Origin of the sequence: Paenarthrobacter sp. 2TAF44 (assembly GCF_052114885.1) — a bacterium.
Taxonomy (GTDB): domain Bacteria; phylum Actinomycetota; class Actinomycetes; order Actinomycetales; family Micrococcaceae; genus Arthrobacter.
On record NZ_JBFRFP010000002.1, the window covers coordinates 334,729 to 347,099 of the forward strand.

General features: G+C 63.2%; 11 protein-coding genes. 7 read left to right on the forward strand and 4 right to left on the reverse strand.

Going from position 1 to position 12,371, the window contains the following annotated elements; genetic code table 11:
* Nucleotides 1–155: 155 nt before the first annotated feature.
* Entirely contained in the window at nt 156–1,085 is a 930-nt protein-coding gene (locus AB4Z15_RS04060; protein ID WP_442016176.1) for a type IV toxin-antitoxin system AbiEi family antitoxin domain-containing protein, read from the forward strand.
* A gap of 82 nt (nt 1,086–1,167) precedes the next feature.
* On the opposite strand, the gene AB4Z15_RS04065 is transcribed toward AB4Z15_RS04060, so the two are convergent.
* On the reverse strand, nt 1,168–2,511 hold the full coding sequence (locus AB4Z15_RS04065; protein ID WP_442016177.1) for an 8-oxoguanine deaminase: 1,344 nt from the start codon (nt 2,509–2,511) through the stop codon (nt 1,168–1,170).
* Between the two features lie 398 nt (nt 2,512–2,909).
* Here AB4Z15_RS04065 and AB4Z15_RS04070 point away from each other — a divergent pair, with 398 nt between their 5' ends.
* The 5 genes from AB4Z15_RS04070 (at nt 2,910) to AB4Z15_RS04090 (ending at nt 10,411) form a co-directional block, all read left to right on the forward strand.
* Complete coding sequence (locus AB4Z15_RS04070) at nt 2,910–3,404, forward strand: nucleoside deaminase (RefSeq protein ID WP_442003169.1); 495 nt, start codon at nt 2,910–2,912, stop codon at nt 3,402–3,404.
* Nucleotides 3,405–3,409: 5 nt separating this feature from the next.
* Nucleotides 3,410–4,999 carry an NCS2 family permease gene (locus tag AB4Z15_RS04075; protein ID WP_442016178.1) on the forward strand — a complete coding sequence of 530 codons (1,590 nt, stop codon included), beginning with the start codon at nt 3,410–3,412 and terminating at the stop codon, nt 4,997–4,999.
* 348 nt (nt 5,000–5,347) lie between these two features.
* Nucleotides 5,348–6,631, forward strand: coding sequence for an XdhC family protein (locus AB4Z15_RS04080; protein ID WP_442016179.1), 1,284 nt, complete (start codon nt 5,348–5,350; stop codon nt 6,629–6,631).
* Entirely contained in the window at nt 6,622–7,557 is a 936-nt protein-coding gene (locus AB4Z15_RS04085) for an FAD binding domain-containing protein (protein WP_442016180.1), read from the forward strand. The genes AB4Z15_RS04080 and AB4Z15_RS04085 overlap by 10 nt, the downstream gene beginning before the upstream one ends.
* Nucleotides 7,547–10,411 carry a molybdopterin-dependent oxidoreductase gene (locus AB4Z15_RS04090; protein WP_442016181.1) on the forward strand — a complete coding sequence of 955 codons (2,865 nt, stop codon included), beginning with the start codon at nt 7,547–7,549 and terminating at the stop codon, nt 10,409–10,411. Before AB4Z15_RS04085 ends, AB4Z15_RS04090 begins: the two co-directional genes overlap by 11 nt.
* 103 nt (nt 10,412–10,514) lie before the next feature.
* Here the strand turns inward: AB4Z15_RS04090 and AB4Z15_RS04095 are convergent, their stop codons facing one another.
* Together AB4Z15_RS04095 and nboR are read right to left on the reverse strand one after the other, a co-directional pair.
* Entirely contained in the window at nt 10,515–10,997 is a 483-nt protein-coding gene (locus AB4Z15_RS04095; protein ID WP_442016182.1) for a GNAT family N-acetyltransferase, read from the reverse strand.
* Nucleotides 10,998–11,035: 38 nt separating this feature from the next.
* Nucleotides 11,036–11,674, reverse strand: coding sequence for a nicotine blue oxidoreductase (nboR, locus tag AB4Z15_RS04100; protein WP_442016196.1), 639 nt, complete (start codon nt 11,672–11,674; stop codon nt 11,036–11,038).
* Nucleotides 11,675–11,833: 159 nt separating this feature from the next.
* On the opposite strand from nboR, the gene AB4Z15_RS04105 reads away from it, so the two are divergent.
* Nucleotides 11,834–12,025: a YegP family protein gene (locus AB4Z15_RS04105; RefSeq protein ID WP_223934473.1), complete on the forward strand. Its 192-nt coding sequence runs from the start codon at nt 11,834–11,836 to the stop codon at nt 12,023–12,025.
* Nucleotides 12,026–12,107: 82 nt separating this feature from the next.
* Here AB4Z15_RS04105 and AB4Z15_RS04110 read toward each other — a convergent pair.
* Nucleotides 12,108–12,371 (reverse strand): hypothetical protein (locus tag AB4Z15_RS04110; RefSeq protein ID WP_441995931.1); only part of this gene is annotated, 264 nt, incomplete at its 5' end.

Sequence of the window (12,371 nt, forward strand, 5' to 3'; positions counted from 1 at the left end):
TGCGGCGCCCGCCCCTGCTCCCGCCCGTTTAGACGGCTCGCTGCAGGCAAGACGGTAGGAGTCGTCTTGTCTGCAGCGAGCCATCGAAACGGGCTTTTCCACATACGCCCTGGGTCCCCTGTCGCAAGTTCTTAAGGCTCGACAATGCTTGTGCCATGGCGAAAATGGCTGATCTCCCCGCGGGCATGGATCTGTGGAGGACCTCCGAACTCAATGAAGCCGGATTCAATGACCGGAGTATAGCCACCCTGGTGCGGTCGGGTGAACTGGTAAGGCTCCGACGAGGTTGCTACATCCGTGGCAGCACCTGGTCCGCCCAGAAGCCGTGGGTACGCAGCCGCCAACTCATCGCCGCCCACGCTCATGGGACGCTCACGACATCGGTCGGCGGTTTGGTGTACAGCCACACCTCTGCAGCGCGCCTCCACCGATTACTCCTGTGGGACGTTGACGATCGCGTGCACATTACACAGAAGAAGACGCCGTCGCCGATTTCGCATGGCCGCGACGTAGTCGCTCATTCCACGGTGCTCCTGGAAGGCGATGTAGTCCTCGTGGACGGACTCCCGTGTACATCGCTGGAGCGGACCTTGGCGGACTGTTGCTTGATGTTGGACTACCGGCGGAGCCTTGTGCTGATGGATCATGCCCTCCGCATGGGTGCAGATGCTGAGAGGCTGGCGCAAATTTGCTTAGCTCTGTCGGGGAGAAATGGAGTGCTTTCGTTGCGCCGGGCCTTGGAAAATGCCGATGCGCGCTCGGAGTCTCCCGGCGAGACTCTCAGCCGGGAACTGCTGCAGCGACTCCGCATTGAGCCACCAGACCTTCAAGTAGGAGTTCGAACAACGGAAGGCCGACATCGCTTGGACTTCGCGTGGCGCGAGAAGAAGGTGGCTTTGGAGTTCGACGGCAGGGTGAAGTACTTCGACTACGAGCCAACAGATGAAGTGATCTTCAAGGAAAGGCAGCGCGAGAAGGCGCTGATGGAGCTGGGCTGGAAGTTCATCCGCATCACGTGGAGGGATCTGTTCCGGGAGCAGGAATTCAAGCTGCGTGTCCTGCGAACCCTCCGCACGGCCGAGTAGACGACTCCCTGCGCGTTAGACGACTCCTACCGTCTAGCGCGCAGGGAACCATCGAATCGGGTGGCCGCCACAAAAAACAGGCCTACCCCGCCACCAGCTTCCGCGCCGCAGCCGAGTGCTCAGCGATGAGCCCGGCAACGTCGAGCCCGGGAATCGCGCCATCAACCACGCGCCAAGCACCGCCCACCATCACCCGGTCGGCACGATCAGCCCCACAGAGCAGCAACGCAGCCACGGGGTCGTGGCTCCCGGAGAACCGCAGCGAGTCCAGCTTGAACATGGCAAGGTCCGCCTGAAGCCCCGGAGCCAACTGCCCGATGTCCGAGCGGCCCAAAACGGCAGCCGACCCGCGTGTTGCCCAGCCAAGTGCCCTCTCCACGGGAACCGAGGCGCCATACCTGAGCCGCTGCAGATACAGCGCTTGACGAGCCTCGAGGATCATGTTGGAAGCATCGTTCGACGCCGAGCCATCCACTCCCAGTCCCACGGGAACGCCCGCGGCTTCAAGTTCCAGCACCCGCGCTGTCCCGGATGCGAGGCGCATGTTGGAGGTTGGGCAATGTGCGACGGCGGTGCCCGCGGCTCCCAGCCTGGCGATCTCGTCGTCGTTGAAGTGGATGCCGTGTCCAAGCCAGGTCCGGGGCCCCAACCAGCCAACTGACTCCAGGTAATCCACGGTCCGCAGCCCAAACATGGACTGGCAGAAGTCTTCCTCGTCAATGGTCTCGGCAAGGTGCGTGTGCAGCCGGACATCGAAGCGTTCGGCCATGGCGGCGCTCTCGGCCATGATCTCCTTGGTCACGGAGAACGGCGAACAGGGGGCAAGGGCAATCTGCACAACGGCACCATCACCTGTCTCGTGGTACTCACGAATCAGCCGTTCGCTGTCCGCAAGGATCACCTCCGGTGACTGGACCGTGGTCCGTGGCGGCAGCCCGCCGTCGTCCTCTCCCAATGTCATGGACCCGCGGGTCAGCGTGGCCCGCATCCCCATGGACCGCACCGCGCCCACTTCGATGTCAATGGCGTCTTCCATGCCGTCGGGGAAGAGGTAGTGGTGGTCGGCGGCGGTGGTGCAGCCGGACAACAAAAGCTCGGCGAGTGCAACCTGCACTGCAAGCTCAAGGCTCCGGGGCGTCAACCGTGCCCACACCGGGTACAAATTCTGCAGCCACGGGAACAGCGGGGCGTTGGCCACCGGACCCCAGGCGCGGGTAAGGGTTTGATAGAAGTGGTGGTGCGTGTTGATGAGTCCGGGCAGGACCACGTGGTCCGAGGCATCAAAGACGGAACAAGGCAATGACGGCTGCCCGCCCATAGGCACGAGCTCCACGATTTTCCCGTCGGAAACCACCAAGCCGCCACCGGCGTCGAGGTCGTTTGCGGTGAAGATACCCAGCGGGTTCTTGATCCAAAGAGGGGTCATGAGGGTCCTTGTCTGGTCGGCATGTCTGCGTTCCAGCTCAGTTAGGCCCTGTCTGCTGATCCAGGAGCCGGAAGCCAACAAGTGCGTCCGGTCCGAAAAGCGTAAGACGCACGACGGCGGCAGTCAACCCCCGCAGGCGTCTCACGGTCACATCCCGTCGCCACCCCAAGATTTCGTATGACGAAATTAAATTTTCAAAAAACTATGGCGCGGCTCACAAATCTGGTGCTACGCTCTAACTGCCAAAGGCGGGCACCCGGCCCTCGGGAAGCTATCTACCAGGCGCAACTTAACCTTCATCGCACATGCTGAAGCCTGGTAACCAAGCTAACTGGAGCTCCGTTCCGTAGCGCCCCCAACAGGTCACCTGGCTTCCTCAGCACTAAGGAAGTCGCAACATGAGTACAACCGTCACGGCCGAGCAATTCCTGGCCACAACCATTGAGCTGGCAACAGCCAATGTCCTCAACAGTGGTGGCCCCTTCGGCGCCGTAATTGTTACCGCGGATGGACAAGCCTTCCAAGGCGTCAACCGCGTCACCGCCACGAACGATCCCACCGCACACGCAGAAGTCACGGCCATCCGTAACGCCTGCCGCGAACTGGGAACCTTCGATTTGAGCGGAGCAACCCTCTACACCAGTTGCGAGCCATGCCCCATGTGCCTGGCCTCCGCACTCTGGGCACGCGTTGACCGCGTGTTCTTTGCCGCAGACCGTCACGACGCCGCATCCGTTGGCTTCGACGACGCCGTCTTCTACGAGTTCTTCGAGAACGACAACCGGGACGCGCTGATGCCGGTAGCCAAGCTGGAACTGGGCGACCCCCAGGCTCCGGCGGCCCTCCAGCCGTTCACCACATGGAACACGCTTGATTCCAGGATCGACTACTAGGGCCGGTGGCTGACATGACAATCCTGGATCCCGCAGAAATGCAGACCGCAGCTGAAAAGCAGGCTGCGCTCCTCCCCAACGGAGGCAAGAGCGCAGAGCCCACAGCGGCAAACGCAAAGCACACGGCAACCGGCCTGGCAGATGGCAACAACAAGCCGCCGGTGTCGAACTCCTTCCTGGATAAGTTCTTCCAGATCACCAAGCGTGGCTCCACGCTGGCCCGAGAATTCCGCGGCGGCTTGGTCACGTTCTTCACCATGGCGTACATCGTCATCCTCAACCCGCTCATCTTGGGCGGCTTCTCGGCAGACAACGCCCCGGTGGATGTGGCGGGCGGCTGGCTCTCGGCAGCACAGGTGGGCGCAGTTACTGGCCTGACCGCCGGCGTCATGACCATCGTCTTCGGACTCGTGGCCAACCTGCCCTTCGGCCTCGCAGCCGGCCTGGGCATCAATTCCTTCCTCGCCGTAGCTGTCATCCAGGAAGTCACATGGCCAGAAGCCATGGGCCTGGTGGTCATCAACGGCATCCTGATCGTCCTCTTCGGCGCCACTGGTGCCCGGACGGCGATCTTCAAGGCAGTCCCCAAGGAACTCAAAGCCGCCATCACCGTCGGCATCGGCCTGTTCATCGCCTTCATCGGCTTCGTCGACTCCGGCTTTGTCCGCCCCACCAAGGGCGGCCCGCCGGTCCAGCTGGGCACGGATGGTTCCATCACCTCCATCCCAACTCTCGTCTTCATCATCGGATTGCTGGTCATGGGTATCCTCGTGGCACGCAAGATCCAGGGCGGCCTGTTGATTGGCATCGTCGCCACGACAGTTCTCGCCGCTGTAGCCGAGGCCGTGTTCCACATTGGTCCGGGCACCGCCGACAACCCTGGCGGCTGGCACCTCAACGTGCCGATCCTGTCCAGCCAGTTGATGTCCGTCCCGGACCTCAGCCTGGTGGGTCAGTTCGACCTCTTTGGTTCGTTCGCCAGGATTGGCGGACTGGCTGCGACCATGCTGGTCTTCACCTTGGTGTTCACCAACTTCTTCGACGCCATGGGCACCATGACGGGCCTGGCCAAGAGCGCAGGCGTGGCACACAAGGACGGTACGTTCCCCAAGCTGAAGTCAGCCTTCATCGTTGAAGGCATGGGCGCAGTAGTGGGCGGCGGGACGTCCGGTTCCTCCAACACCGTCTACATCGACTCCGCAGCAGGAATCGGCGAGGGCGCCCGCACGGGCCTGGCGTCGGTCGTCACTGGCCTGCTGTTCCTGGGTTCGATGTTCTTCACGCCGCTTACTTCGGTTGTCCCGCTGGAAGTGGCTGCCGCAGCACTGGTGGTGGTGGGCGCGATGATGATGGCGCAGATCCGCGAGATCAAGTTCACCAAGTTCGCCATCGCATTGCCGGCGTTCCTCACCATCGTGACCATGCCGCTGACCTACTCCATTGCCAACGGCATCGGCGTCGGGTTCATCTCCTTCGCGGTGATCAGCGCGGCATCGGGCAAGGCCAAGAAAGTCCATCCGCTCATGTGGGTGGTCACGGCGGGCTTCATTATCTACTTCGCACGGGGCCCGATCAACGCCTTGATGGGCGTCTAGCGCGGAGCCCTACCCCGCGCCGGCGGGTCCACATCCGGCACTTCGAACGGCGGTCCATCCGCGCCCACCGCACGAATAGGCGTCCGCCGTCGTGGTCCCTGCCCGAACAGCACCTCCGGAACGGGCACGACGGCGGGCGGCGGCCCTGTTGATTCAGGAACGGGCGCTGATGCTCCGTCAGGGAACGGGGGCAGGGAGATGAAGCCCTTGCCCCCGTTCCTATGAACTCTTATTGACTAGCTGCGACTTCCCCTCAACACCCTCCGGAAATGAGATTATGAGGGCAAGATCGCGCACTGCTCCGGCCGGGCCACCCAGCCGGGACACCTGGAAAAAGGACGTGTTGCCATGCTGGATCTGATGCCTTCACTGGGCAGCTGGCGGACTGCGGTCTCTGGCCAACAATGCGCTGTGGCCACGATCGTAGGGACCGGCGGCTCAGTCCCGCGCCCCATGGGGACTTCCATGATGGTTTCCGAACATGGCGAAATCCTGGGCAGCCTGTCCGGCGGTTGCGTGGAAGGGGCCGTCGTTGAGGCAGCCTTGGAAGCAATGCGCGACGGCGGCCCACGCCTTGAGTCTTTTGGCTACAGTGCCGAGGACGCCTTCGCCGCTGGGCTCACCTGTGGAGGAGAACTGGAAGTCCATATCCAGCCACTGGGTAGCGATTCCGGCGAAATGGCCTTGTTGGACATGCCCGTATCAAACGAACCCACGGCCCTGGCGCTCATCCGCAGGCTCGGTGGCGGAGGGGGAGTGGTGGTCGTTGATGACCCTGTTCGGTTCCGCGCCATGGAATCAACGCAACTGGCGCGGTTGGTGGGCGATCATCCCGCCACTTTGATGGCTGCGGCGGCCCAGGTTGAGCCGCTGCTCCAAGGCGGACGCACCGGGTTGGTCCGGCTGGCCGCACCCGAGGGCTGCATCGATGGCTGGGTGACCGTGGACAGGTGGGCGTCGGCGGACCCGGAAGAAGTAACCCAGCCCGAGCCCATCACCCTGTTCGTGGAAAGCCGTTTGCCGGCTGCGCGGATGCTCATTTTCGGGGCCAATGATTTCGGCGCCGCGTTGCTCCCCGCCGGACAGTTGCTTGGTTACAACGTCACCCTGTGTGATGCCCGCCCTGCGTTTGCCCAGCAGGGCCGTTTCGCTGGCGCGGACCAGGTGGTCACAGACTGGCCGCACCGCTACCTGGAAGCCGAAGCAGCGGCCGGACGAGTCGACGCCCGGACCGTGGTGTGCGTCCTGACCCACGATCCAAAGTTCGACATCCCTTTGCTCGAAACAGCCCTCCGCTTGGACCTGGCTTACGTCGGCGCGATGGGCTCGCGTCGCAGCCACCGGCAACGGATTGACGCCCTGCTTGAGGCCGGCACGCCCTCCGAAGCGCTCGAACGGCTGCATTCCCCGATCGGACTAAACCTTGGTGCAGTGACACCAGCCGAAGTCGCAGTCTCCATCACGGCGGAAATCATCGCCGAGCGGGGAGCAGCCCAGAATGCCACAGCCCACAAAAAGCCCGGCTTCCCCTCGCTGAAGGACAGCACCGGCCCGATTCACGCGGCACCGATTCACCCAGCGCCGATTCAACCAGCACCTCAACACCTCACTCAGGAGGACCCATGGACATGAACACCATCGAGGCCGTGGTTCCCACCACGGATCCATCGCAATGGCGCGACGGCGATGCCTGGCTCGCCGGAGGGACTGTCCTCTTCTCCTATGGAAGCACTATCCTTAAACGGCTCCTTGATTTGGGCCAAGCGGATTGGCAGGCCATTACCGTAACCGATCAGGGCATTGAGTTGGCCGCAACCTGCACTGTTGCCGAGCTCTACGCCCTGCCGGCGTCCGCGGAAATAGCCAACCGTGAGTGGCCCGGCCTGGCATTGATCCGTCCTTGCTGCGACTCCTTCGTGGCCTCCTTCAAGATCTGGAACATGTCCACGGTGGGCGGCAACATCTGCACATCCTTGCCGGCCGGCCCCATGATTTCGCTGTGTGCCGGGCTCGGCGCCGCGGCAACCATCCAGAGCCCTGACGGCACCAGCCGCACAGTACCTGTGGCCGATTTCGTCACCGGGGACATGGAGAATGTCCTGGCCCCGGGGGAGTTGCTCCGCAGCATCCACCTTCCAGCCTCGGCTCTCTCCGCCCGGGTCGCCTTCCGGCGTCTGTCGCTGAGCAACCTTGGACGCTCCGGCGTGCTGCTCATCGGATGCCTCGATCTCGACGGCGGTTTGGTCATCACCGTCACCGCCTCCACCAAAAAGCCCGTCCAACTACGGTTCCCCGCCGGCCAGGTTCCCGACGCCGGGATGCTGGCTGACGCCGTCGGGGATTCCATTCCCTGGCCGCTGTACCACGATGACATCCATGGTCTCCCGGAGTGGCGTCGCGATATGACGTTCAAATTGGCCGAGGAAATCCGGGCCGAGCTGCTGGGCGAGTCAATGGCCGTGTCAGGCGATTTCTGGCCGCCCCACGCCACCTCGCCGCAACCATCCACGCAACCCGCACAGAACAACCCGCAGAAGGAGGCCTCCCATGGCAATTGAGATCAACGGCGCTGCCTCTCAGGCCACACCCCGGCCCGGCCAATGCCTGCGCACTTTCCTTCGGGAACAAGGAAACTTCGGCGTCAAGAAGGGCTGCGACGGCGGAGACTGCGGCGCCTGCACTGTGCACGTCGACGGCACCGCGGTCCACAGCTGCATCTATCCGGCTCTCCGCGCCGAGGGCAAAGCCGTGACCACGATCGAAGGTCTCTCCACCGGCGAAAATCTTCACCCTGTGCAGGAGCAGTTCCTCGAAGCCCAGGGTTTCCAATGCGGTTTCTGCACCGCCGGCATGGTCATGACCGCAGCCACTTTTGACGACGAGCAACGCGCCAACCTGCCCCGGAACCTCAAGGGCAATCTGTGCCGCTGTACCGGTTACCGCTCCATCGCGGACGCGGTGTGTGGTCACGGCGACGGTCATGGCGTCGAGCTCAAGCACGACGCCGGAGCTGACGTTTCCGGCGCACAATCGCCTGCAGCTGGACAGCCTGCAGCCGGAAATCCCACCGCCGGACATCCCGTGGCTGTGGAAGCTACTCCCGGCCAGCTCGGGGACAACGTTCCCGCACCCGCCGGCCAAGCCGTGGTTACCGGAGCTGCCCGGTACACGCTGGATGTTCCGGCCGAGCAGCTGCCTGGACTACTGCACCTCAAGCTCCTGCGTTCACCGCATCCGCACGCCCGGATCGTGTCCATCGACAAGACCGCGGCACTGGCGGTTCCTGGCGTCGTCGCTGTTTTCACGCACGAAGATGCACCAGCGCAGTTGTTCTCAACGGCCCAGCACGAACACTTCACCGATGATCCCGATGACACCCGCGTGCTGGACAACGTGGTGCGGTTCATCGGCCAGCGCGTAGCTGCTGTTGTGGCCGAATCTGTTGGTGCTGCGGAGGCCGGAACCCGAGCGCTTGCTGTGGAGTACGAGCTTTTGGAACCAGTTTTCACGCCCCAGGAGGCGATCCTTCCCGGCGCCCCCGCCATCCATGGTGACAAGGATGGCGTATATTCCAGAATCTCCCGGCCCCTGGAGAACGTGGTAGCCGAGGTCCACGCCGAGCTGGGCAGCGTGGCCGACGGCTTCGCGGCAGCCGACTTCATCCATGAGCACACGTACAAGACGCAAAGGGTTCAGCACGTCGCGATGGAAACGCACGCGTCCATTGCCTGGCTGGACGAGGAAGGCAGACTGGTTGTCCGTTCCTCCACGCAGGTTCCCTTCCTGGTCAAGCGCACCCTGATGCGGTTGTTTGACCTGCCGGAGGAGACTGTCCGTGTGGTGGCTGGCCGCGTCGGGGGTGGTTTCGGCGGCAAGCAGGAGGTCCTCACCGAGGATCTTGTCGCCCTCGCGGCACTGGCTTTGCGCAGGCCCGTCCAGTTGGAGTTCACCCGGACCGAACAGTTCACCTCCACCACAACGCGCCATCCCTTCACCATCAATCTCAAGGCGGGCGCCAGCCGGGACGGATACCTCACCGCCCTTCAACTGGACGTCATCACCAACACCGGGGCCTACGGAAACCATGCGCCCGGCGTGATGTTCCATGGTTGTGGCGAGTCGCTGGCCGTCTATAAATGCGTCAACAAGAAAGTGGACGCCCAGGCTGTCTACACCAACACCGTTCCCGCTGGTGCTTTCCGGGGGTATGGGTTGAGCCAGATGATCTTTGCGATCGAGTCCGCCGTCGACGAACTTGCCATCGGCATCGGCATGGATCCGCTCGAGTTCCGGCTCAAGAACATGGTCCGGCCAGGCGATCACATGCTCTCCACAACACCCGAGCCCGAGGAAGACGTTCACTACGGTAGCTACGGTTTGGACCAGTGCGTGGCCTTGGTCCGGGACGCTCTGGACCGGGGCAAGGAGCGTTACCGGGCCGCTGGCCTGGAGGACCTCGGCCCCGACTGGGTCGTAGGGGAGGGCTCGGCCCTGTCCATGATCGATACCGTCCCGCCGCGCGGCCACTTCGCCCACACCAGGGTGAGCCTGGAAGCGGACGGAAGGTTCGCCGTCGACGTCGGTACTGCAGAGTTCGGGAACGGCACCACAACCGTGCATGCGCAACTCGCCGCTACTGCGCTGGCGACAGCCGCCTCAAAAATTACCGTCCGTCAGTCCGATACGGACCTCGTGGAGCACGACACCGGCGCGTTCGGTTCGTCCGGGACAGTGGTGGCCGGCAAGGCGACGCTCGGCGCAGCCCTCGAGCTTGCCACCAGGATCCAGACCGTTGCGGCATCGCTCACGGGGGCTGCATTAACGGATTGCCGCTTGGTGGACGGAGCTGTCGAGTGCGGCGACCGCGTGGTTCCGCTCAAGGAAATTTACGACGCCGCCCGTCTCCAAGGCGTTCGGCTCGCCACCGACGGCAACTGGGGAGGAACGCCGCGGTCGGTGGCATTCAACGTGCACGGTTTCCGCGTTGCTGTTAACACGGGAACGGGTGAGCTGCGGATCCTGCAGAGCGTGCAGGCCGCAGATGCCGGCGTTGTGGTGAACCCGCGGCAGTGCCGTGGGCAGATCGAAGGCGGTATCGCGCAGGCGCTCGGAGCAGTGTTGTATGAGGAAGTGAAAGTGGACGACGCCGGACATGTCACCACGGATATCCTGCGGCAGTACCACATTCCGTCCTTCGCGGACGTGCCGCGGAGCGAGGTCTATTTCGCAACAACGAACGACAGCACCGGACCCCTCGGCGCCAAGTCCATGAGCGAGAGCCCGTTCAACCCTGTGGCACCCGCGCTGGCCAACGCCATCCGCAACGCCACCGGAATCCGTTTCGGCGAGCTGCCCATCGCCCGGGACAAAATCTACCTGGCCCTCCGCGACCGCACCCTGATCCCCAACTAAAACCCTGATCCCCAACTGAGTCCGTCCTACCCAACTAGGTCGCAGTTGAGCGCGTTTTGAGCCGTGAGAACGCGCTTAACTGCGACTTACTTGGGTAGGACGGCTACTTGGGGGAGACGGCGAGCTCCATGAACACGCTGTTCGGGTCCAGGGTGTAGTTGGCGAACGGCGGGCACTCGGTGAATCCATGCCGGGCATACAAACGACGCGCGGGCGCAAAGTAATCTTCGGTACCAGTTTCCAGGCTCACGCGTTCGTAGCCCCTGCGGCCGGCTTCGGCCACGATGTGCTTGAGCATCAGCGTGGCTACGCCGCGCCCACGGGCGGCGGCGGTGGTGCGCATCGACTTGATCTCGCCAAACCGGCCCTCTCCGTCAGAAGCGGCCAGCTCCTTCAGCGCCCCACATCCCAGCAACACGCCGTCTTCGCGGGCCGTCAAGAACGTGATCGCTTCATGGGACAACGCCGAATGGTCCAACGCGTGCACGCTTTCTGCCGGCGACGTCGCAAACATGTCGGCCAGATGCTCGCTCAGGAGCTGATGGACATCCGGGCGCGTGGGGTCGTCAGGGGCAATCTGGATCATGGATTCCAATGTACCGGCTCTGGATTGGCCAACTGCAGTCAGTCCTCCAGCAGGTGCAACTGGTCCTTTGTATCCAGGTCTTCCCCGGAGCAGAGGTCGCTGCAATCCACCAGATCCACCAAGCCCGGATGCGCCTTAAGGAACGATCGCGCGCCCGTGTCACCGTTCGCTGCTTCCGCGGCTTGGGATCGGAGCCCGACGTCGATAATCACCGGGTGCCGACGCTTAAGGCGCCCTGATTCGTCAGGGTAGGCGGCTGCGGTGACCCGACCGGGACGGTGGCTGCCCAGCAACCTGCTGACCGCCGTCGGGGTTAATCCGGGCTGGTCCACCAGCGCCACCATGATGCTGTGACCCGGGGAGGCCGCCTCGATTCCTGCGCGGAAAGAGCCAGCCATTCCCTTGGCCCAGTGTTCGTTCTCGACCACTGTGTAGGTCCGTAGATCTGTGGTGCTTCGAACGCGGTCCGCCTCGGCCCCGACCACGACCACAACCTCCCGGCAGCCGCCGTCGAAGAGAGTATCGGCGAGCACCTCAACCAGCGTGCGGCCGCGGTAGGGGAGCAGCGCTTTCGGTCCGCGGCCCAAGCGCGTACCAGCCCCTGCGGCAAGCAGGACGCCCGTAGTGGGCGCCACGCCGGATCCAGTCATATCCTCACGATACGCGCGGGCATGCACGCGGTCTGTAGCTTGCTCAGAGCTTTCCGGGACATCTACCAAAATCGGTTGCAAACTACTCCTCAGTAGGTCTGTTGGTAGGTTCCGACGGCCATTATTGTCGGTAGGGAATTGTTCAAATCAGCTCTAATGCAATGATGCGTGGAGGAAAAGGGGAAGATGGCGGGCAGTTTCGAGATACTCAAGGCCGGGACGAACACGTTCAGGTTCCGACTCACAGCCGATGACGGCACAGTTGTGGCAGTGTCGCCACAGTTTCCCAATTTGAAGGCCGTCGTGGCCGGTATCAACGCAGTCCGCGAAAACGCGGCAACCGGATTCGTCGTAGACCGGAGGAATCTGGGCACCTAGGCCTCCCCGGTACTACACACAAAAACAAGTTGGCGGCAGTGTTCTTCACGAACACTGCCGCCAACTGTATTTCTGCGGGTTGTTAGGCGTCGCCGCCTGCTCCGCCGGTGGTGCCCGCGTTCACGTCGAGCAGCTTGTAGCGGTCAATAGCGTACGACGGCGCGCCCTCCTCGACTTCGCCCCTCGCCGCCAGCAACTGGAGGGTTTTGGCGACGATGGAGTGGGTGTCGTTTTTGAAGTAGCGGCGGGCGGCTTGGCGGGTGTCGGAGAAGCCGAAGCCGTCTGCTCCGAGGGAGGCGAAGTCGTTGGGGATGAATTGGCGGATTTGGTCGGGGACGGCTTTCAT

Bases quoted from the DNA above. Each gene is read 5' to 3' on its own strand.
- AB4Z15_RS04060 (WP_442016176.1), top strand. From the start codon at position 156: ATGGCGAAAATGGCTGATCTCCCCGCGGGCATGGATCTGTGGAGGACC.
- AB4Z15_RS04065 (WP_442016177.1), bottom strand. From the start codon at position 2,511: ATGACCCCTCTTTGGATCAAGAACCCGCTGGGTATCTTCACCGCAAAC.
- AB4Z15_RS04070 (WP_442003169.1), top strand. From the start codon at position 2,910: ATGAGTACAACCGTCACGGCCGAGCAATTCCTGGCCACAACCATTGAG.
- AB4Z15_RS04080 (WP_442016179.1), top strand. From the start codon at position 5,348: ATGCTGGATCTGATGCCTTCACTGGGCAGCTGGCGGACTGCGGTCTCT.
- AB4Z15_RS04085 (WP_442016180.1), top strand. From the start codon at position 6,622: ATGGACATGAACACCATCGAGGCCGTGGTTCCCACCACGGATCCATCG.
- AB4Z15_RS04090 (WP_442016181.1), top strand. From the start codon at position 7,547: ATGGCAATTGAGATCAACGGCGCTGCCTCTCAGGCCACACCCCGGCCC.
- AB4Z15_RS04095 (WP_442016182.1), bottom strand. From the start codon at position 10,997: ATGATCCAGATTGCCCCTGACGACCCCACGCGCCCGGATGTCCATCAG.
- AB4Z15_RS04105 (WP_223934473.1), top strand. From the start codon at position 11,834: ATGGCGGGCAGTTTCGAGATACTCAAGGCCGGGACGAACACGTTCAGG.